18 protein-coding genes are annotated in these 19,958 nt (G+C 46.2%); 8 read left to right on the top strand and 10 right to left on the bottom strand.

Translation table 11 applies throughout. The features are described from left to right. Window positions 1-174 precede the first annotated feature (174 nt). From QUA16_RS13735 to der, 3 genes are all read right to left on the bottom strand, one after another. Complete coding sequence (locus QUA16_RS13735; protein ID WP_333103881.1) at window positions 175-1,173, bottom strand: energy-coupling factor transporter transmembrane protein EcfT; 999 nt, start codon at window positions 1,171-1,173, stop codon at window positions 175-177. A gap of 290 nt (window positions 1,174-1,463) precedes the next feature. Next, on the bottom strand, window positions 1,464-1,835 hold the full coding sequence (locus QUA16_RS13730) for a four helix bundle protein (RefSeq protein WP_333103880.1): 372 nt from the start codon (window positions 1,833-1,835) through the stop codon (window positions 1,464-1,466). A 106-nt stretch (window positions 1,836-1,941) separates the two neighbouring features. Beyond that, window positions 1,942-3,303: a ribosome biogenesis GTPase Der gene (gene der, locus QUA16_RS13725; RefSeq protein ID WP_333103879.1), complete on the bottom strand. Its 1,362-nt coding sequence runs from the start codon at window positions 3,301-3,303 to the stop codon at window positions 1,942-1,944. 245 nt (window positions 3,304-3,548) lie between these two features. Here der and QUA16_RS13720 point away from each other — a divergent pair, with 245 nt between their 5' ends. From QUA16_RS13720 to QUA16_RS13710, 3 genes are all read left to right on the top strand, one after another. Beyond that, a complete protein-coding gene (locus QUA16_RS13720; RefSeq protein ID WP_333103878.1) occupies window positions 3,549-4,757 on the top strand; it encodes a NupC/NupG family nucleoside CNT transporter in 1,209 nt (402 codons plus the stop codon). 221 nt (window positions 4,758-4,978) lie between these two features. Further along, window positions 4,979-5,566: an acireductone dioxygenase gene (locus QUA16_RS13715; RefSeq protein WP_333103877.1), complete on the top strand. Its 588-nt coding sequence runs from the start codon at window positions 4,979-4,981 to the stop codon at window positions 5,564-5,566. Window positions 5,567-5,609: 43 nt separating this feature from the next. Then, the gene (locus QUA16_RS13710) at window positions 5,610-6,209 is read left to right on the top strand and encodes a class I SAM-dependent methyltransferase (protein ID WP_333103876.1); all 600 of its coding nucleotides are present in this window, start codon (window positions 5,610-5,612) and stop codon (window positions 6,207-6,209) included. Between the two features lie 264 nt (window positions 6,210-6,473). Here QUA16_RS13710 and QUA16_RS13705 read toward each other — a convergent pair whose 3' ends face one another. From QUA16_RS13705 to QUA16_RS13690, 4 genes are all read right to left on the bottom strand, one after another. Next, window positions 6,474-7,292, bottom strand: coding sequence for a hypothetical protein (locus QUA16_RS13705; RefSeq protein WP_333103875.1), 819 nt, complete (start codon window positions 7,290-7,292; stop codon window positions 6,474-6,476). Window positions 7,293-7,701: 409 nt separating this feature from the next. Next, window positions 7,702-8,178, bottom strand: coding sequence for a DUF732 domain-containing protein (locus QUA16_RS13700; RefSeq protein ID WP_333103874.1), 477 nt, complete (start codon window positions 8,176-8,178; stop codon window positions 7,702-7,704). A gap of 193 nt (window positions 8,179-8,371) precedes the next feature. Continuing rightward, complete coding sequence (locus QUA16_RS13695; protein WP_333181171.1) at window positions 8,372-8,992, bottom strand: cupin domain-containing protein; 621 nt, start codon at window positions 8,990-8,992, stop codon at window positions 8,372-8,374. 144 nt (window positions 8,993-9,136) lie between these two features. Next, window positions 9,137-9,703 (bottom strand): sigma-70 family RNA polymerase sigma factor, encoded by a 567-nt coding sequence (locus QUA16_RS13690; protein WP_333103872.1) that lies wholly within the window; start codon window positions 9,701-9,703, stop codon window positions 9,137-9,139. A 933-nt stretch (window positions 9,704-10,636) separates the two neighbouring features. Here QUA16_RS13690 and QUA16_RS13685 point away from each other — a divergent pair. The 3 genes from QUA16_RS13685 to QUA16_RS13675 all read left to right on the top strand — a co-directional run bounded on the left by QUA16_RS13685 (window position 10,637) and on the right by QUA16_RS13675 (window position 15,136). Further along, window positions 10,637-11,851, top strand: a complete 1,215-nt coding sequence (locus QUA16_RS13685; RefSeq protein WP_333103871.1) for a DUF4331 domain-containing protein — start codon at window positions 10,637-10,639, stop codon at window positions 11,849-11,851. A gap of 282 nt (window positions 11,852-12,133) precedes the next feature. Further along, entirely contained in the window at window positions 12,134-13,534 is a 1,401-nt protein-coding gene (locus QUA16_RS13680; RefSeq protein WP_333103870.1) for a tetratricopeptide repeat protein, read from the top strand. A gap of 96 nt (window positions 13,535-13,630) precedes the next feature. Beyond that, window positions 13,631-15,136 (top strand): HoxN/HupN/NixA family nickel/cobalt transporter, encoded by a 1,506-nt coding sequence (locus QUA16_RS13675; protein WP_333103869.1) that lies wholly within the window; start codon window positions 13,631-13,633, stop codon window positions 15,134-15,136. A 120-nt stretch (window positions 15,137-15,256) separates the two neighbouring features. Here the strand turns inward: QUA16_RS13675 and QUA16_RS13670 are convergent, their stop codons facing one another. The 3 genes from QUA16_RS13670 to QUA16_RS13660 all read right to left on the bottom strand — a co-directional run bounded on the left by QUA16_RS13670 (window position 15,257) and on the right by QUA16_RS13660 (window position 16,607). Further along, window positions 15,257-15,697, bottom strand: a complete 441-nt coding sequence (locus QUA16_RS13670; protein WP_333103868.1) for a DUF6918 family protein — start codon at window positions 15,695-15,697, stop codon at window positions 15,257-15,259. Between the two features lie 374 nt (window positions 15,698-16,071). Then, window positions 16,072-16,254, bottom strand: coding sequence for a hypothetical protein (locus tag QUA16_RS13665; RefSeq protein ID WP_333103867.1), 183 nt, complete (start codon window positions 16,252-16,254; stop codon window positions 16,072-16,074). 47 nt (window positions 16,255-16,301) lie between these two features. Next, window positions 16,302-16,607: a hypothetical protein gene (locus QUA16_RS13660; RefSeq protein ID WP_333103866.1), complete on the bottom strand. Its 306-nt coding sequence runs from the start codon at window positions 16,605-16,607 to the stop codon at window positions 16,302-16,304. A gap of 18 nt (window positions 16,608-16,625) precedes the next feature. Here QUA16_RS13660 and QUA16_RS13655 point away from each other — a divergent pair, with 18 nt between their 5' ends. Together QUA16_RS13655 and cobQ are read left to right on the top strand one after the other, a co-directional pair. After that, window positions 16,626-18,200, top strand: coding sequence for a Ycf66 family protein (locus QUA16_RS13655; protein WP_333103865.1), 1,575 nt, complete (start codon window positions 16,626-16,628; stop codon window positions 18,198-18,200). Window positions 18,201-18,404: 204 nt separating this feature from the next. Beyond that, window positions 18,405-19,871: a cobyric acid synthase CobQ gene (cobQ, locus tag QUA16_RS13650; RefSeq protein WP_333103864.1), complete on the top strand. Its 1,467-nt coding sequence runs from the start codon at window positions 18,405-18,407 to the stop codon at window positions 19,869-19,871. Window positions 19,872-19,958: the final 87 nt, after the last annotated feature.

Genomic DNA, 19,958 nt, shown 5'->3' with positions numbered 1-19,958 from the left:
AAATATTTGTCTCCATTACTTTAGCAGGACTGTCGCGCACCAGACAAAATTTACTCAAATGTTGGCCTGTACTCCAAACGACGAGCTTCATCAGTCATTCCCAATTCTTCAATCTCAAATCTAATCAATCAATCAATCAATCAATCTAAAATCTAAAATCTAAAATCTAAAATCTCAACTGTCCCACCCCCAAACAAAGCGGGCGCTCCAGAGGATGAGCAAGCAGCCGAGGGCGATCCAGTCTCGGATTTTCAATTGCAACTGGTGCCATTCTACACGGTGTCGATCGGGACTGGTGAAACCGCGAACTTTCATGGCGCTGGCAATTTGTTCAGCTCGCAAAAGCAAGTTTTCTAACAGCCGTTCCGCTATCATCAACCACACTTGAGCTGCGCTGCGAAATCCGAGTTTTTTCCAGTTTATCGCTCTGGTTCTGACCGATCGCACTAAATTTTGTATTTCTTCCAATACTAGGGGAATAAATCGCAAAGATAAAGTTAATGTTAAGGCTATTTCGGTAATAGGCCAGTTCAAGCGGCGCAGGGGCTGCATTAAGTTTTCAAGGGCGGCGGTAATTTCTTCGCTGGCTGTGGTGAGAAGGTAGAGGTTGGTGCTGTAAATTACTGTGAAAAATAGGGTGCTGACGTTGATAGCTAAATCTAGGGATTTGCGGGTGATTTTAATCGGGCCTTGTTTGAATACAACGTAACGGTAGTTTGTAGGTTGGGGGAGTTGATTTGGGCTTTGGGCTTTGGCATTATTGGGGATTGGGGGGTTTGAGCCTAAGTTAAAAGGTTTGTACCAGGGTTTTGGTTGGGGCGGGGGTGGAAGAGTTGCGGGCTGTTGGGAAAAGGTTAATTCGTCGGCGGGGATGCGGGGCTGGTGTTCTGCGGGGAGTCCGTCGGGGGCGATCGCGCTGAGGCAAAATAGTAATAGGCAGAATAGCAGCAGCAGTCCCATTTGCTGTTTCCACACGCGCCAGGGAATTGCTGCTGTTAGTGTCAGTACGATTAACATTCCTACTAGCATGAACCGCCAGATGGGATTGGCGAGTATGGGCGCAATCAGAAATGTCATCAACCAGGCTAGTTTTACGCGGGAGTCTAGCCTGTGAAGCCAGGTTACGGGTTGTTCTAGGTACAATCCTATGGGGAGCGATCGAAGTAAGTCCATCTTGTCGATTTTAGATTTTAGATTTTAGATTTTAGATTGAGGGATTGATTGATTGAGGGATTGAGGGATTGAGGGATTGATTGAGGTATTGATTGATTGATTGAGGGATTGATTGATTGATTGAGGGATTGAGGGATTGAGGGATTGATTGAGGGATTGATTGATTGAGGGATTGATTGAGGGATTGATTTTTGAATGGGATTATTTGATTGAGCAATTGATTTTTTGATTGGGGATTATTTGATTTTTTTATTTTTGATAGGAAATTTCTGTTGAATTTTGACATTTTTTTATTTGCGGTTTGCTGCTGGGTTTTTAGCAATTAAAGTTTTGATGGAGGCAACTGTCATCGCTAAAATTTCATTCGTTTCTGACATGATACTCCTCAAATTAGTGGCATCTACTAATTTAGATTCAACTATCAACTCCATCCAGTACAAAGATTCATCCGCTTCTTCTTCCACTATTCTGAGTTTGGCAATTAAGTCTGCTGTTGACCTAGCGCGACAAGCTGCTCGATAGTTAGCCCCTACAGAAGTTGCTGAACGAATTAACTGCTTGCCAATTACCTCGGAAACGGTATTTTTTGGCAGTGAACTTACTAGCTTAATAACTCTTAATGCTAGCTGCTTGGTTCTTTGTTTAAACTCTTGTTCGTTCATCCGATATTTAGATTTTAGATGAAAAATTGGGCTGTAATTGGCAACAAATTATATCATCTAACAGCATCTTTTCTTCAATCTAAAATCCAAAATCTAAAATCTAAAATTACTTGACGCGCAGTGCTCTGTTTGTTGTACTCATTTCGGTGGCACGAACTTTTTTGCCTCTCCAAAGCAGCCGCATTGGTGTACCGGTAAAGCCGAGGTGTTTGCGGAATTGGCTTTCCATGTAGCGGCGGTAATTTTCGGTGAAGCGTTTGGGATCGTTGACAAATAGGGCGATTGTCGGTGGCTGCGATCGTACTTGAGTACCGTAATAGATTTTGCCTTGTTTTCCTTGGCGGGTAACTGGGGCTGAGTGCCAGGTTGTGGCTTCTTCTATGACTTCGTTAATCACGGCGGTAGTGACGCGGCGCTTGTGTTCGTCGGAGGCTTTGTCTACTAATTCAATGATTTTTTCTACTCGCTGTCCACTCATGGCGCTAACAAAAATCATTTCTGCCCAGTCGAGGAAATAAAGTCGGGTTCTGACTTCTCTTTCGTACTCGTATATTGTGTCGGAGTCTTTTTCTACTGCGTCCCATTTGTTGACGACTATGATGCAGGCTCGACCTTCTTGGCTGATGCGATCGGCTAATTTTTGGTCTTGATCCGTAACGCCGTCTATTGCGTCAATTACTAATAGTATGACGTTGGCGCGGCGGATGGCTTTGAAAGCGCGGTTGATGCCGAAAAATTCTGCGCCGTATTCGACGTTTTTCTTTTTCCGAATTCCGGCGGTGTCGATCAGGCGGTAGGTTTTACCGTTCCGTTCTACTAAGGTGTCGATCGCGTCGCGGGTTGTGCCGGAAATCGGGCTGACTATAGCGCGATTTTCTCCGAGAAATGCGTTTAACAAACTCGATTTGCCGACGTTGGGACGACCGATAATTGCTACTTTAATTTCCTCAACTTCTGGTAATACTTCCGTGGGAAGATAAGTTATTAATTTGTCAAGCAATTCGCCGGTGCCGTTGCCGTGAATGCCGGAAACTGGGAAAGGTTCTCCGAGCCCCAATTGCCAAAAGTCTGCAGCTTGGGTGAGTCCTGTATTTTCGGATTCGCATTTGTTGACTGCGAGAATGACTGGGACTTTTTGCAGTCTCAGCCAAGATGCGATCGATTCGTCGCCGCCGGTGAGCCCGGTTTTTCCGTCAACTACGAAAATGGCTGCGCTGGCTTCTGCGAGGGCCGCCATTGCTTGTTCGCGAATTAAAGGCAGAAATTCTGTCTCGTCGTCGAATACTAGCCCGCCGGTGTCTACGACTTGATATTCCCGATCGCCCCAGTATGCTGGTCTGTAAGTGCGATCGCGCGTGATTCCCGGTTCGTCGTGGACGATCGCGTCTTGGGTGTTGGCTAAACGGTTGACGAGCGTCGATTTGCCTACATTGGGGCGTCCAATAATAGCAACTATAGGTAGAGACATAAAAGTAGCAGCAATAAGGCTGCGCCGTGATTTTGAGGTTTAGCCTTTTATTGTAAGCGAAGCTGGCCCAGATTGTATGCGATCGGGCTGCATCGTGTATTATACGCCCTCCGGGGCTGTGCTGCCCGCGCCGCGAACTCGTGGCGACCTCTGGAAACGAGATAAAGTACGATCGGACTGTTAATCTGGATTACCAGAGCCTGGTAACGATAAAAGCTTGCTGCACCTTCTCTAAAAATTGCTAAATGGAACGACTTATTTCTGTATTCGGGTTAGCTGTTTTTGTCGGTTTGTCCTACGCCTTTTCAGTCGATCGGCGCGCTGTCAAGTGGCCGCCCGTATTGTGGGGAATTGCTTTACAGCTAATTTTTGCTATTTTGATTCTCAAAACTGCTCCGGGTTTGGCTGTATTTAAATTTTTGGGAGATATGGTGACGCAGTTTCTCAATTTTTCGGATGCGGGGGCAAAGTTTATCTTTGGAGACAATTTGGCCGAACACTTTATCGCTTTTAAAGTGCTGCCGACTATCATTTTTTTCTCTTCGTTTATCACCATACTTTATCACTACGGCATTTTACAGCGAGTTGTGCAAGCAGTGGCATGGTTGATGATTAAAACCATGAAAACTTCGGGCGCAGAAACGCTTTCTTGTGCTGCGAATATCTTTATCGGGCAAACGGAAGCTCCTTTGTTAATTAAACCTTATTTGGCGGCGATGACGCTCTCGGAACTCCATGCTGTCATGACGGGAGGATTTGCCACAATTGCCGGCGGAGTCATGGCAGCTTATATTTCTTTTGGAGTACCGGCTCAACATTTAATTGCGGCGTCGGTGATGTCTGCACCAGCAGCTTTGGCTATTTCTAAATTGCTGTACCCAGAAACTGAAAAGTCGCTGACTGCTGGGGAGGTGGAGGTGAAGGTGGAACAGGTTTATGCTAATGCGGTGGATGCGGCGGCTTCGGGTGCGAGCGACGGGTTGAAGTTGGCGGCGAATGTGGCCGCTATGCTGATTGCTTTTTTGGGTTTGTTGGCTTTTTTTAATGCGCTTTTGGGGTGGTTTGGAGGGCTAATTAGTTTGCCTCAGTTGTCGCTAGAATTAATTTTTGCTTATTTGATGGCTCCGGTTGCTTGGCTGATGGGGGTGCCTTGGGCTGATTGTGCAGAGGTGGGGATTGTTTTGGGAAAAAAAACGATTTTGAATGAGTTTATTGCTTATTTAGATTTGATGGAATTGGTGAAACAACAGGCGATTTCTGAACGATCGCAAATTATCTCGACTTATGCTTTGTGCGGGTTTTCTAACATTGGTTCGATCGGGATTCAGATTGGGGGAATTGGCGCGATGGCTCCGCAGCGGCAAGGCGATTTGGCTAGGTTGGGCGTGAGGGCGATGATTGCTGGGTCTTTGGCTTGTTTTATGACTGCTTGTATCGCGGGGATGCTGATTTGAAAGTTTTGAGTTTTTAGTTAAGCTGTGCGGTGCTTATGGTGCACCTTACATTAACTCCAGTAAATCTTATTAAATAAAAGTTAAAAAACCCACAAAATTCTTTGATGGGTGGTATTGCTTTGATGATTGGCGAGGCAGGAGATGGAATTTTAGCGATCGGCTATTATTGAAAACAAGCAGGAGTTTAGTTTTTGACGAAAGCTTAAAACAGCAGCTTAAAAATGGAAACTAAATTTCCCTCAAAGCTCAACACATTAGGTGGTAATATGGCTGTTCTGCAACTAGAAGACGGTAGAACATATACGGATATCCGGGCGATCGCCAGTCAACTGGCAGTTTTAAATATTGAGATCGATTCCCTGCCCGCAAACGAAAATCCGGCGTTTCAAGAACTGCTAGTTCAAGACATTCTCAATGTTACAGAAAAACAGCAGATTCTCGCAGCATATAATAGCGAGTTTGAACAGTTTAAGCGCGCCAGCGGATATCGGTGGTGCGACTTAAAAGTGCTGCATCCAGGTTCGCAGCAGATTTACGCGCTGATGACTCAAAGCCATCGCACTCATACCCACACAGATGCAGAAGTTCTTCACATTTTAGCTGGGGAATGCGTTTTTGGGTTTGTGTATTCTAACGGCTCTCAGGTACAATTAATGCTGCAAGCTGAAGAATACATTAAAGTGCCTGCCAATACCGAACATTGGTTTTATCTCACTCCGTCGCTGTACTTGAAAGCCTTGCAGTATTACACCACGGCTCAAGGGTGGGTTCCTCAGTATACTAATCGGCAGTTAAAAATTAAAAATTAAGAGTCAGAAGAAGAGGGGAAATTTGTAGAGGAGGAAGAAGAAGATGAAACAGAATTGGGTGACTTACTATCAAGCGGTGGAAGGTCGCCCGCCGCATGAAACTTTGCTGAAAGCCTTGTCAATTTTTAACACGGAACCGTTGCTCGATCGTCCTCGATTCGCTGTAGATTTAGGCTGTGGCGATGGACGAGATACGGTGGAACTCCTGCGTCGAGGCTGGCGGGTTTTAGCGATTGACAGGGAACAAAATGCCTTCGATCGCCTGCTGGATCGTCCGATTCAACGCGATCTCCTGCAAACTCAATTGATGCGTTTTGAAACCTTAACTTTGCCTCAATCGATCGATCTAATCAATGCCAGTTTTTGCCTTCCTTTTTGTCAGGCCGCCGATTTCCCCCATCTTTGGGAAACGATCGTGACATCGCTAAATCCAGGAGGATATTTCTGCGGTCAATTGTTTGGCGATCGCGACTCATGGACTGTTTATCCCGATCGCACTCATCATACTCGCGAACAAATTCAAGTGCTGCTAAAGTCCTTTGAGATTGAGTGGCTTGACGAAGAAGAACATCCTGGAGTAACGGCGCTAGGTGAGGAAAAACACTGGCATATTTTTCACATTGTTGCTCGTAAGAGAGATTAATATATATAGTGCCGACTGCTTAAAGAAGTCGGCACTCTCTTGAAGTCGGAGTTCTGGAAAAGTTGCAGATGGTTTTTACTGAATTTTTCGGAATTTACCGTTTTTTAAATTAGACTTCTTGCAAAAGTCCTTTCGATCAAATTTTCGGACGGGCTCTCCGGCCCATCCCACAAGAGAAAAAACTTTTTGTGGGACGGGCCGGAGAGCCCGTCCCAGCTATTTTTGCAAGAGGTCTATTGATTAGTCTCCAACGTTTCGGATTTTTTAAAGGGGGTTCAACTCAGCGGGTGTGGCAATTTCAATTTCTTCGCATCGCTGCAAAAGCGCTTCTATTTCCTGAGCTAAAAAAATTACTTCCGGCCAAGAAGAACCATTAATTAAATCTTGAGCGTGAGCTAATTTGTTTCTCAATGCTTCTGCTGACTTTAAAAAACGCTCCCCGTAGCGTTTGGATTTGAGCCCCAGCCGATCGACTATTTCAGCAGAAGTCAGGATTAAATCTCGCTTGTCGCAGAATTGCAGGTAATCGATCAAGTCAATTGCTTCATTTCTGGATCGCCCCAATTCCCAAAGGTGTTTTGCGGCTAAAATGCGATCGCCCTTAAGAAATTTTTGCCAAGAATCTTGGGGAAAGTAAATCCGCACGATCCGCAATAAATTCATTTCCAGAAGCGTCACCAATCCAAACAGCAGCATCCGCACCGGTGCTTTTTGCAAATCGCCGCAGGTAACGATCCCGTTGATCCTGTTGCTTTCCAATACAAATAATCTCGGTTTTTCTCGCAGCAGCGGCAGCAATTCCATCAAAGGAGTGGCGGCGGCAATTAATTGGGAGGGGTGAAAAATTTGCTGGTAGTCGCTGCACTTGCCTGTCTTTAAGTGCGATCGTTCTACATAGCCGCAAACCGTGCCATTTTCTTCGATACCGAGCACGTCAAAATCGCGGGCCTCCATCCACGATCGCAATTTGGCTGCATCTTCGCAAGCGGGGACAGCTTTCAGCGGTTCCGCCAGGTATTTAACTGTAATGCTGTCTTTGAATAAATCCCGCAAGTCGGCGGAACTAGATTTTAAATGTTTCATCTCATGTCCGGTAATTTCATGGATCGTTGCCCGACAAAATAACAATTAATATTGTAACTGCCAGTAAAGACGCCGTATTACCGTGGGAGAATCTCAGTTTTGTAAAAAGGGTTTTTTAGGAGTGCGAACGTCCCCCTTGCACTCCTGTAAAATCTAAACAGAGATGCTGCCTTACCCAAGGCGAACTTAACGTTAAACCCATAGTCCGGCTCTTGTTGAAACCCCTGCCTCAAAGCTAAATTCCTCGCTATGAGGACTAATGAGTTCTTCAGTCCTCTTTGAGAGGACTTTCGCTATGAGACAGGGAATTCATTCCCTGGCGGAATGCCGGGTGAACGGGAGGAATGGCGGACTAAATGCTTAAGTTGACACTAATATGCCTTACCGTGTCTCTACAGATTTCATGATATTACTTACTGGCTAATTCCGGGCAATAATGATTGGCGGCAAGGGTGGTAATAATATCGGCATCCGCGAGAAAACTTTCTTTGGCAGTTGGATTTTCGATACTGACAGCTTGCCCGATCGCTCTTAATTTAACTTCCGGCAGAGAAAGTCCCGATTTTGCTTCCGCACACATTCTTTTAGCGGCCGCAATTTTTTGACCAGGGGCCCTTCGGATTGCTTGCAGTAAATTATCCGTTGCTTCGGGAGAGTAGCTTTTTGCTAAGCGTTTGTAGTCTTCGAGAAATTTCCCATCGTTTCCTGTCAGCTTAATGTCGGATTCTTGGGGCGAACACAACAAATTTAAGTTAATTACTTCTCCTACTGAATTGACAAGAAAACATCCTTCGCGTTCTTGGGCGCTCGCGCTTTGGTTGCTGGGTACAAATTGTATAATAATAACTGCGGACAGAACAGCAGTTAAACGTGAGTAATTTAGCATGGGAATTACGTGATATATTTGGGATTCTTAACCGCCGAATGCGGAGCAATGTGGTGTTTTTGAGTTAGAGCGTGTCCGGTAAATTAACCGAAATAATTGTAGGGGCGGGTTTCACCAACCATCTATACTTCTAACTAAAAATCTACATAAACCCGCCCTCCAAGCTTTCGGCAATTCAACAAAAATAATATTATCAGACGAACATTTCGTTGTCTAGGGAAGTTTTCATTAACAGCAAACATCCCCCTTGTGTGAGGGGCGAATGTGTGGAACCGGGAACCGATCGAATGTAGTCGCCTTGATGGCAAATTTCCCCTTCTACAATTAAGTCTCCTTCTAATACAAGCACTTCCTCCGAGGCAGCGTGTCGGTGCAGGGGAAATGTTACTCCCGGTTCGAGTCGCATCAAGCAGGTTATTTCGCGCTTTTTTTTGTCAATATAAAGCTTGCCGAACGAAACTCCCGGAGCTCCATAAGATTTCCATTTGACATCGTGCGATCGCACTATTAAAGATGGAGTATTGTTCTCGGTTGGGGAAGTAACAATTGGCTTTATATTGGCTGATTCTGCCGGGATTGGCGGCAGTTCGGCTATACGCTGGAACAGGCGGTTTTTGAGGTCGGGGGCGACAGGAACTGGGGGGGCTGTGTAGGCGATCGCGGCAATTGTGGATTCCAAAGCAGCTAATTCACTTGTAAGTTCTGGGGACTCTTTCAATTTCTCTGCAAATGCGCCACGTTCTGACTCGTCGAGGGTATCGAGAGCTTGAAGGGCTGCAAGGATTTTATACTCCTCGTCTGGCATCATTTCCATCTGTTTTCCGCCATTAATTGTAATTCAGCCTAGGTTAATTTTAAACTTGAAATTGGTCTGCTGCCCTCGCACTCAAGATGGATGATGGGAGATGCCAGAATTTTAGATTGATGTTAAACAACTTAAATTTTGTTTTTTGACTCTCTAAAATTCTTCGCTCAAAGCTTGACGCAATTTGGAAATACCCAATCGAATTCTGGTTTTGATTGTACCTGTGGGGATACCAGTTTTAGCCGCGATCGCCGCGCAAGTCAGCCCTTGGTAGTAAGCGAGTTCGATCGCCTGTTGCTGTTCCTTTGGCAGTTTTTCTAAGGCTGCTTTTACTTGTTCCCTGCGTTCTTTAAACATTGCATCTTCCATCGGTTCTGCAACGCTAGAGATGGGTACTTTAGCCTCTTCCAGACAAGCTTCAGCAGCCCGGACTGTTCGCTGCACAGCTCGCAGCCGATCGAGGGAACGACTGCGGGTAAGCATGAACAACCAGGTATCTGCTCGACTGCGAGAAGGATCGTAAGTTGCTGCTTTTTGCCAAATTTGGGAAAAAACATCGAGTACCACTTCTTCAGCTTCTTCTACCGAACCCAGGATTTTGTAAGCGAGAGCGTAACTTGGGCGACCGTAGCGATCGTAAAGTTTAGCTAATGCCGTTTGGTCTTTCTGGGCAATCTGCACTAAAAGCAGCGATTCATCGCCTGACTTCTGGCCTGTCATCTCAGTGTACCGAAAATTTTTGTTTTGACTGCACAGATCCAAAATTAAAAATTCGGCGTATATCACTACAGAACATAATTGTAAGTTTGAAGTTGGGGTACAAACTGGAGTAGGCCTTTTCAGGCTAATTTTGTCGTGCTTTGAATTGTAAAAATCCCAAGTCATCTTGGATTTTACCACCTAATTAGTGATTTTTTTGAGACTTAGCAATCCGCTTTATGCAGAACAAAAAAATCCCTGAGCGTGAAGAGTCAATCGATTTTCGATTTTCGATTTTCGATTAAAGAATTGAAGCATTGACCCGACGGATAAATACGTTCGGCAAGTTTCATCGGATACAGGTTTTTTATTTCTGGACGGATGAATCACGTGGCGGGTATCCTGGATGCTTGATTGTCAAAACCGCGCCCTTCACTCGTTCCCAATCTCTGTCGGCTCGCTCCCAATAAGAGCCTGGAAACCCCTCTAAGCGAGGCTCTGGCTCCGCTCGATCGAGGGAAGCCGTGTCTGGGAGCAGGTCTTCCCAAGCATAGTCAGGGAACGAGTAAATCCTCAATTACCCACTTTTTTACATAAATTTGTCTGGCAGCAGAGATCCAAAATTGCCCAACCTTCGTATACCACCAATAGGAGACGGCTCAGCAACAGCGCAAAAGCCCGACAGGTTGACAGATTGCAACCTGTTGCTACAAAAGTCCAACCCGCTAATACCAATTTAATGTGAAGTTTCACATATCTCGATCCCCCTCGCATACCCCCTACTCCCCCTGGTTGTTGGGGGACGAAAGAGAAGAATCTTGTCCCACCCCCTACTCCCCTCCGGCGGGGGGTTAGGGGGGATCCGATTCTACGGGGCCTCATAAAAAATTGGTATAAGGCCGGTTATTTACCATTGATTTGTGCAAAAAATTCATTGAAATAAAGGTGCTAACTGTGAAGCTCACAAAAAAAATTCGCCGAACCATACTAGCTATTGAAGTAGCTCTAATTGCTCTATTAACTCCAGGGATAATTGTCGCTTCTGACCACGACGACGGCGAAGTAGATATCAAAGGTCGCGCGGTCAATTTAACTGACCTATATGTATATCGCGAAAAAGACCAAAACTCCGGTGCTGCGGACGGGGATTTAGTATTTACCATGAATTCAAATCCCAGGTCTGTCGCCCGTTATCAATATTATTTCAGCACTACAGCCCTCTACCAATTTCACATCACCCAGGTAGGTGACGTGAATTCTACACCTACTGGACGTTCGGATATTATCTTGCGGTTGGCCTTCAGTCCGCCTAACAATAGAGGTATGCAAGCGGTAGCTGTAACTGTTGTTCGCAACGGCTCGGAGACTGTTGCTAAGACTACAGTTAACGGCGGGCTAATTGCTACAACTCCGCTGAATTCTAATGCTGTTTTGAATACAGTACCTGTGGGCGGTTCTAACTTGACTGTATTTGCGGGTTTACGCGAAGACCCGTTTTTCTTTGATGTGGAACAATTTTTTAGAGTTCGCGCCGCAGCTTTGGGAACGGGGCCGCGCACTGCTTTTAAAGAACCGAGTCAAGCGATCGACTTTACTAAAGGTTACAATGTCAATACAATTGCTGTGCGCGTTCCGAAAGCGTTTTTGCAAGCAGGAACAGGGGCAAATACTTTTGATGTTTGGTCAACAGTTTCGATCCGGGATGGAGCTGGCGGTTTTAAACAATTCGAGCGTTTGGCAAGACCTGCAATTAATGAGGGTTTGATAGTTACTCCTGCTTATCTGGAAGCATTCAATAATATTCCTCCGAGATCGGATTTGAGCGCTGCTGCTGCTCCGGTGCGTCAGGAAGCTGTTGCTACTCTGAATGCTGTGGATCTTTTGGACGGTCGGGATAATGTCGATCCAAATGCGATCGCCGGAGCTTTCTTACCCGATGTCATGCGGATCGATACCACAAAAACCAGCGGCTACGCTAGCGCTACAAATGCTCAAGGAAGCTTGATCGGAGGTCGTATGCTGATGGACGACGTTATTGATATCACTCTGGGAGCCTTGGTAGGTTCTCCGGTTGGCGATAACGTTTCATATAACGGAACTCCGGGAAATCCGGCTCAAGGACACAAACCTTTAGAACCGACTTTTCCTTATTTGGCTTTGCCTAATTAGTCAGTTGACAGTGGACAGTTGACAGTTGACCGTTGACAGTTGACCGTTGACAGTTGACCGTTGACAGTTGACCGTTGACAGTTGACCGTTGACAGTTGACCGTTGACAGTTGACAGTTGACAGTTGACAGTTGATGGTAGTCAGCTCTATGAATGTAGGGTGCGTCGCTATGAGATTTTTAATGAAACTTGCAGATTATAGATGGCGACGCACCTTACCACAATAGAAAAGGCTTTTTTTGACCGCAGATGAAGGCGGATGAACGCAGATTAACGCGGATGTATGAAAACTAAAAGTAAACAAGAAATAAAATCGGATATTTTGTCGTGGTGGCTGCTGATAGTAGTCCCTTTAGTTGGGATGGTAGTAGTGAATTTACCTCCTAATTGGCGTTTTATTTCAGATAAATTTTCTAGCCAAAGTCCAGAAAATCTTGATGCTACTTACCGCTATCAGTTCTCGGAAAGTTTGAGAAATAATCCAAATCAAAAGGAAGCACTTCAGCAAGAAATTGTTTTTTATCAGCAGCGGCTGGCTGTTGATTCAAAAAGCGGTTTGAACAGGGCTGCATTGGCAGGGGTTTATTTGAAAATGGCTCGCGCTACTGGGGAGGGCGGTTGGTTTTTGTTGGCCGAACAGGCGGCTCAAAGATCGATCGCCGATTTGCCTTTTGACAACAAAGGTGCGCTGTTAGTTTTAGCTCGAATTGCTGAGGCAAGACACGATTTTGCTACTGCTTTGCGCTTTGCTAAGCAGGTGGGTTCTGACAATGAAGATGCGATCGCCCTGGAAGTTACATCTCACTTAGCGATGGGTAAAGTGAGCGAGGCCAATGCAGCCGCAGAAGCCTTAGTTAACCGGATTCCTAACTTGGGTTCTCTCACTTTGAGAGCTTTAGTGAGAGAGTCTCAGGGCCGAGATGCTGAGGTTTTGCAGGATTACCGCCAAGCAATGGCGGCGGAGGAACCGGGAGAGGTTGCTGGTTCGGCGCGGGCCCGATCGCTCTTGGGTCGATTTTACGCGCGTCGCGGGCAGTTTGTGCAGGCGAAAGCGCTGTTTTTGGAGGCGCTGCGGTTGGTGCCGCGATACCCGCTGGCGCTGATTTATTTGGCGGATTTGGAGACGCGCCAGGGCAATTATCGGGAAGCGGAAGGCTATTACAGGAAGGTTTCGGCGTATTCTGGCGGAGTTGCGACGGTGTTCGATCGCATTGTCGATCGCGGTATGGCGAGAGTTAAAGAGTTCGAGGGAGATGCGATCGAATCCCGACGACTTCGCGACAAAGCAGAAGCAGGGCTGCGACAGGAACAGGCTTCTGGGGGTTTTGGCCACCGCAGGGATTTGGCAAGTTTGCTGCTGGAAAAAGGTCGATCGCAGGATGTCGCGGAAGCGCTGGCGTTAATGCAGGAGGAGGTGAAAATTCGGCGGGATGCTTTGACGCTGGATACTTTGGCTTGGGCGCTTTCGAGTGCTGGTGAATGGCAAAAGGCCGATCGAGTGATGGCGGAAATAGTGCGATCGGGCATTCGCGATGCGGGTATGTTTTACCGGGCTGGTGCGATCGCCCGTACTTTAGGTAAAGATACCGAATCTCGCGCTTATTTTCAAAAGTCCAAGGAAATTGATCCGACTTTTGACGATCGATCTCGCCAAGCATTGGGTTTGGGAAGTTATGAATTTTGAGCCGTAGGGGCGGGTTCACCAATAATTTTATGGGATATAGACAATTTAAATAAACCCGCCCCCACCCGACGATAAAACTCTGAAAAGGATATACTTATGCAATACAAACTAAACCGACTACCAAAACTTTTCATTTTATTCTTCCTAACAGTTTCCTTGTTACTAACAACCTCAACCCGACCAGTTTACTCACACTGGTCAGACTTATCCGTAGCAGAAATAGTAGTCAACGATTTGCAAACCGAAATAACATTAACTTTCCCAACCGGCTTAACAAACTTCGCCGACGACAATCGAGACAGCCAGCTACAACCTGCTGAAGTTCGCAACCACCAAACACAGCTAGAAAAGTTTTTCAGCCAACAAATCCGCCTCACAAACAGTAGCAACACTCAAGGCTCCGTAGCAGTAAACCCGCTAGAAATAGCAACTAAAACCGCCAGCTTAATACAGCAGCCAAATACCCACAGCACCTTAATTTTAGACTACACCTGGCCCGCACCTTCTCAAGATAAAACCCCCGGTTTACCTGACTCAATTTCCATCTCCAAACCAGAGAAATTGCGGATTAATTACAATCTGTTTTTGCCCGGAGTTCCGACAGCTAGCTGTCAAGCTACGATTGTGCAAGCCGGTGCTGTAAAAAGCTTTGTGTTTACGCCGCAAAACCGGGACTTTTTGTTAGCCGGAAAGGAATCTATCTGGGATTCAGGTTGGAGTTTGCTGCTAGCAGTAGCGGGAGCATTTGCTTGGGGATGCGTGCACGCGATGTCGCCCGGACACGGAAAAACCATAGTCGGCGCTTATTTAGTTGGTTCGCGGGCTACTCCGCTACACGCTTTATTTCTAGCAGCGACGACTACAATTACTCACACTGCAGGCGTGTTTGCTGTGGGCGGAATTACTTTGTTTGCTTCTAACTTAATCGATCCCGAAAAATTAGATCCTTGGCTGAGTTTAATCTCTGGTTTATTAGTAGCCTTCATCGGGTTTAACTTACTGTTATCAAAAATTAAGACTAGGTTGGTAGTGAGGACTGAAGTTCTCAAACAAATCCAAAGTAAAATTTTTAATAATAAAAACTGGTTTTTAAGGAGTAAAGTCCTTACTGCGGAATGTGAAGAACCAGTGAATCTTTTGACTAGAGGAAGTTGGGAGCGAGAATTTAAGCCTGTAAAACCCGATATATCTAACCACTACCACCATCACGGAGACGGCCGGATTCACTCGCATTTGCCTCCCGGTACTGACGGTTCTCCCATTACTTGGAAAAGCTTATTAGCATTGGGGATTTCCGGCGGTTTGTTGCCTTGTCCTTCCGCTTTGGTGATGCTGTTGAGCGCGTCGGCTTTGGGCAATGTTGGTTTGGGAATGACGTTAGTGGTAGCGTTTAGTTTGGGATTGGCTTTAGTGCTGAGTGCGATCGGATTAATCTTAGTTTATGCCAAACGGAATTTTGATAAACTGCCCAAACAGATAACAGCCGTCAAATTTCTGCCTGCGATTAGCGCTATGTTTGTAATGTTTTTGGGGTTGGGAATTACGGGACAGGCGCTGTTGAAAATATTGGCGGCAAATCAGTGGGTAATTGGCAATGGATAAGCATAAAATTAGGACTCTCCCTCCTAACTACAAACTTACGAATTAGTCTGATTTTAGATACCCGATTTCTTGAAAAAACCGGGTATCTGGGTATTCTGTTTTTTAGCCGTTGCTCAGTTATCAGGCCGCACTATTATATTTATTAATAATTTCGGCTAAATCCGGTACTCCCTTTTCCACGTAAGTCTTAGCTGAGGGGCGGAGTTTGGCATAAGCGCCTCTAACAACGGCTCTTGTGCTTTTCTCGGCTTTTTTGTCGCTGATCTGGAGCAATTCGTCTGCTACTTCAGCTTTTCTTTGGGCTAGATATTCGACTGGGTTGCCATTGTTTACTGCTTCAGCCCACATCGGATCGAGTGCGATCGAGATTTCTGGCAGAAGTTGATCGACGACTTGGGCGCAATAGTCAGCCCGTATCCCCTTGACAGTAGAGTAGGCAGCTTTAAGAGCCATACCACCCAATCCCGGCGCTGCTGCAACTTGTTTGTCTATCAGCTTTACACAGTCATCAACAAAACTTTCTCTGTTGTTTTCATTCAATAGAATATCGCTAAGTCCCATTTTCGCTTTCCTTGATTTAATAGTCAATGTGCTTATTAGCTTGGAGAGCCATCAGGGGATTATATATCTATTTTGATCCTTTACTCAGGATTACACAAGTTTTTTAAGGTTGGAAAGTCTTTACTTGACAAGCTGATGTTGAGATTTGTCTAGTAGTATGTTATAGGAATTAATGTTCAATCTGCTACTCATTATTGACCTACGGTTTGTAGTAAGGGCTTTAGTCCTTATTAGGTGAGATTAATGAGGACTAAAGCCCTGACTACAAACTGATGAGTTGTGAACAGCCACATAGAAAAGAGGACAGCTCGAAAAAAATATTAGAAAGGCTCTGCCTAAGTCCGATCGCACTTGCACGTATCTTGCAGGTATCATTACGATTGGACGTTCGGCTTGACGCCTGCAGGTACTGAAACGAGGGGAAGTTTCACGGTTTGAGCCGGGCGATCGCTCGATCGCACTACCAAATTTTTCGGTAATTTCGCGGAAGTGCTTAGTCCGGGAAATATTTGAAGCGATAAGGTTAAGCCGGCGGCTAATAATAGTTTTTCAAACATGGCATTGTCTCCCATACCTATGCCCTAGGGCATAATTCCTCTTACACCTACAACATATAAACATCCTCAGTCGCTTGGTGCGATCGCACGGGCATAGTTAAGTGACATCTATCACCACTGAGAAGGGGGTGATGGGGATAGGGGGTGTGGGCATAGGGGGTAATGGGCATCATGGAGGTGGGGGAGAGTGGGAAATCTTTCCTGGCACTTCTGGCGTCAACATCCGTTGAACGTGTTAAATTCCTTACACTGCTTCCTTGCCAAACTTCCCTAAAAATCAAGAATTGTCCTAGAGAAAGAAGCCGTTGAGTCTCTCTCAAAGGTAGAATTAGCGCGTAGAAGTTATTTGACACAGCGGAGGTACCGACAATATGCTTGCATACTTTCTGGCGTTAGCGGTCGGTCTAGGCAGCTTCAGTATTTACATGGCGGCCTTCTTTTTTCCAGAAGTGCACCGCAAAAGTGATTTTACCTGGAGCGGGATAGGGCTTTTTTATGCGTTAATTTTATGGGCTTGTGCGGGACGAATTACTGGTGCTCTCCTGCTTGGTCAAATGGCGGGCGTGGCGATGTTGGGCTGGTTTGCCTGGGAAACTCTGACTTTGCGCCGGCAGGTGACGCCCGTTGCTGAGCAAACGCCGATTCCTCAGTCGGCGAATTTGGCTGCAGCAGGCGTGCCGTTGGCTGGCTTGTTTGCCAAGAAAAAAGAACCCGCAGCGGCCAAAAAACCTAAGTTTGTTCGATCGCCCAAACCGAAAACTGATGTGGTTCCAGCACCCACTCTGGATAAGGGCGAGGTAAAGCTAGAGGAACAACCGGCGATTACCCCCATAGCTGAAAGTATTGCCGAAAGTGCGATCGCCCCTGACTTGAAAATTCCCGACTCGAAAACACCTGCAATTGCAGAAATACCAGTGTTTTCAGTCGAAACTCCTGCTGCTGAGACTTCACCAACCCCAGCAGAATTAGCCAGCAACTTCACTCCTCTACCTCTACCTCTAGAAATTTCAGAAATAGCCGTTGCACCAAGTGTGGAGCCAGCAGAGGCTCAGTCAGAGCCTCCACAGCAGCCAGAAGTCGATGATTTTGACGAGGAAACAGAATGGAGGACAGCCGTTAAAGAGTCGCAGGCGGCAGCGGCGGCGGCGGCCCCAACTCCTCCTAAACCAGCTAAAAAATCCGGCGGTTTCGCAAGTCTGTTCGACAATATCAAAAATAGTCTCGGCGGTATGTTGGGACTCGGTGCGGCTAAAAACAAGTCTGATGCAACTCCCCAGACGCCAAAACCTTCCGTGACTCCAGAATCGATCGCACCTGAATCTAAAATAACGGCAACTCCTGCACCGGGTATCGACCAAATTCTCGAATCCGAATTAGCCGAGGCGGCTGCGGAAGTGGCAGCCGAAAGCAGCAACACTGTTGTGGAAACAAGCCTTGGAGTGCCTTTTCCCACCAATGTTGAAGCAATGGCCGCGTTGATGGCCACAGAAACCGCGAGTTCTGACAAAATAGGGGACGGGACGATCGAAGATCGATCGTCCGCTGAAATTCAGACACCGCTGGCTGCAGTTGGTGAACCGGAAGCAGCAGCCCCTGCTTTATCTCTGGAAACCCAGACACCGCTAGCTGCAGTTGATGAACCGGAAGCAGCAGCAGGCGTACCGGAAGCAGAAGCCCCTGCAGCATCGATAGAAATGACTGTGGTGGAAATGGCACCGCCTGTAGAGATAGAAGTACCGGGAGAACCTGGGTTGAGCGTGCAGGTGGAAACGGTTTCAGTATCAGTGATCTCGATCGAATCGACAGGTGAAGAACTCTCTTCTGAGCCAGAACAAACTGAATTGACTCCCCCGAATCTCCCCGATCCGAATCTAGTTGAAACTGCTAAACCGGCCACTGAATCCAAGCCTGAGAAGGTATCCGGCGAAGATAAGCCGTCATCTTGAGGCAGAAAACAAAAGGTAGAAACCAGAATTTTTTTGATTCTGCCTTCTGCCTTCTGCCTTATTACTTTTTACTTTTTACTTTTTACTTTTTACTTCTTCCTTCTTCCTTCTTCCTTCTTCCTGACATCCGTTACATCCGTTATATCCGTTACATCCGTTACAGAATCCGTTGCCGAACTTCCCTCTTCCTTCTTCGTTAATATTATGAAAGCAATTATGGTCGTGGGAACAACATCTCACGCAGGGAAATCATTACTTGTGGCAGCTTTGTGTAGAATCTTTAAGCGGCGAGGCTGGCGGGTAACTCCGTTTAAAGGTCAGAATATGGCCCTGAATTCCTATGTCACAGCGGCCGGCGGAGAGATTGGTTACGCTCAAGCAGTGCAAGCTTGGGCTGCGGGCGTCGCACCTTGGGTAGAAATGAATCCGATTTTGCTCAAGCCACAAGGAGACATGACTTCTCAATTGATTGTCAAGGGCCGGGCGATCGCCAATGTGCGAGCATCTCAATATTACGAGCAGTATTTCGATATCGGCTGGCAAGCTATTCGGGACTCTTTAGAATTTCTCAAGCAAGAATTTGACATGATTGTGTGTGAGGGAGCCGGTAGCCCTGCAGAAATTAATCTCAAACACCGCGATTTAACAAATATGCGGGTAGCTAAATATTTAAAGGCTCGGACTTTGCTAGTAGTTGATATCGATCGCGGCGGTGCTTTTGCTCACATTATCGGTACTTTGGAATTGCTCGATCCCGACGAACGAGCTTTAATTAAAGGATTCATTATTAATAAGTTCCGAGGGCAAAAATCGATATTAGATCCGGGCCTGACTTGGCTAGAAGAAAGGACGGGAATCCCGGTAGTTGGGGTGATTCCTTGGATAGACGAAGTGTTTCCCTCAGAAGATTCTCTCGATTTGCTCGATCGGCGTTCTCCTAATTCTCAAACCGACATAAATATTTCGGTCATCCGCCTGCCCCGAATTTCCAATTTTACCGACTTTGACCCCCTGGAGTCGGAAACTACCGTCACAGTCAAATATGTCAGCCCAAAAGACCATTTAGGCCATCCAGACGCCGTGATTTTACCAGGCTCTAAAACTACAATTTCCGATTTACAGGTGCTGCGCCAAACAGGTATGGCAAAAGCTATTCAAAATTATTTAGTAGCTGGCGGTACAGTCATGGGAGTTTGCGGCGGCTTTCAGATGCTGGGACAAAGTATCACCGATAAAGAAGGCATTGAGGGAGAAAAGGGAGAATTTCCAGGATTAGGATTGCTGCCTTTGAAAACTGCGATGGCACCGAACAAAATTGCCCGCCAACGAATCGTAACATCTAACTATCCTCAACCGGGTTTGCCAGTTTCCGGTTACGAAATTCATCAAGGAAAAACGCAAATCCTAGAGTCAGATTTGACTCAACCGCTATTTGACGATGCTAGTTTAGGCATTGTCAATACTTCTCAATCAATTTGGGGTACATACCTGCACGGCATCTTTGACAACGGAGCTTGGCGGCGAGCTTGGTTAAATCACTTGCGGCAGCAGCGGGGACTCCGCGCATTGCCTACAGGTATTCCTAATTACCGAGAACACCGCGAAACTCTGTTAGACTCTCTAGCAGATACAGTGGAAAAGCATTTAGATATAAAGCATATTTTAGGTTAATTAGTTAACTGTTGACAGTTGACAGTTGACAGTTGACAGTTGACAGTTGACAGTTGACAGTTGACAGTTGACAGTTGACAGTTGACA

It is taken from the genome of Microcoleus sp. S13_C3, from assembly GCF_036700905.1.
In the GTDB taxonomy this organism is placed as follows: domain Bacteria; phylum Cyanobacteriota; class Cyanobacteriia; order Cyanobacteriales; family Microcoleaceae; genus Microcoleus.
The sequence above is the reverse complement of the archived record's forward strand: the minus strand, read 5'-3'. Positions and strand labels throughout refer to the sequence as shown.

What these genes read in the sequence shown, in the direction of transcription:
- QUA16_RS13735 (WP_333103881.1), bottom strand. Translation starts at nt 1,173, where the DNA reads ATGGACTTACTTCGATCGCTCCCCATAGGATTGTACCTAGAACAACCC.
- QUA16_RS13730 (WP_333103880.1), bottom strand. Translation starts at nt 1,835, where the DNA reads ATGAACGAACAAGAGTTTAAACAAAGAACCAAGCAGCTAGCATTAAGA.
- der (WP_333103879.1), bottom strand. Translation starts at nt 3,303, where the DNA reads ATGTCTCTACCTATAGTTGCTATTATTGGACGCCCCAATGTAGGCAAA.
- QUA16_RS13720 (WP_333103878.1), top strand. Translation starts at nt 3,549, where the DNA reads ATGGAACGACTTATTTCTGTATTCGGGTTAGCTGTTTTTGTCGGTTTG.
- QUA16_RS13715 (WP_333103877.1), top strand. Translation starts at nt 4,979, where the DNA reads ATGGAAACTAAATTTCCCTCAAAGCTCAACACATTAGGTGGTAATATG.
- QUA16_RS13710 (WP_333103876.1), top strand. Translation starts at nt 5,610, where the DNA reads ATGAAACAGAATTGGGTGACTTACTATCAAGCGGTGGAAGGTCGCCCG.
- QUA16_RS13705 (WP_333103875.1), bottom strand. Translation starts at nt 7,292, where the DNA reads ATGAAACATTTAAAATCTAGTTCCGCCGACTTGCGGGATTTATTCAAA.
- QUA16_RS13700 (WP_333103874.1), bottom strand. Translation starts at nt 8,178, where the DNA reads ATGCTAAATTACTCACGTTTAACTGCTGTTCTGTCCGCAGTTATTATT.
- QUA16_RS13695 (WP_333181171.1), bottom strand. Translation starts at nt 8,992, where the DNA reads ATGGAAATGATGCCAGACGAGGAGTATAAAATCCTTGCAGCCCTTCAA.
- QUA16_RS13690 (WP_333103872.1), bottom strand. Translation starts at nt 9,703, where the DNA reads ATGACAGGCCAGAAGTCAGGCGATGAATCGCTGCTTTTAGTGCAGATT.
- QUA16_RS13680 (WP_333103870.1), top strand. Translation starts at nt 12,134, where the DNA reads ATGAAAACTAAAAGTAAACAAGAAATAAAATCGGATATTTTGTCGTGG.
- QUA16_RS13675 (WP_333103869.1), top strand. Translation starts at nt 13,631, where the DNA reads ATGCAATACAAACTAAACCGACTACCAAAACTTTTCATTTTATTCTTC.
- QUA16_RS13670 (WP_333103868.1), bottom strand. Translation starts at nt 15,697, where the DNA reads ATGGGACTTAGCGATATTCTATTGAATGAAAACAACAGAGAAAGTTTT.
- QUA16_RS13665 (WP_333103867.1), bottom strand. Translation starts at nt 16,254, where the DNA reads ATGTTTGAAAAACTATTATTAGCCGCCGGCTTAACCTTATCGCTTCAA.
- QUA16_RS13655 (WP_333103865.1), top strand. Translation starts at nt 16,626, where the DNA reads ATGCTTGCATACTTTCTGGCGTTAGCGGTCGGTCTAGGCAGCTTCAGT.
- cobQ (WP_333103864.1), top strand. Translation starts at nt 18,405, where the DNA reads ATGAAAGCAATTATGGTCGTGGGAACAACATCTCACGCAGGGAAATCA.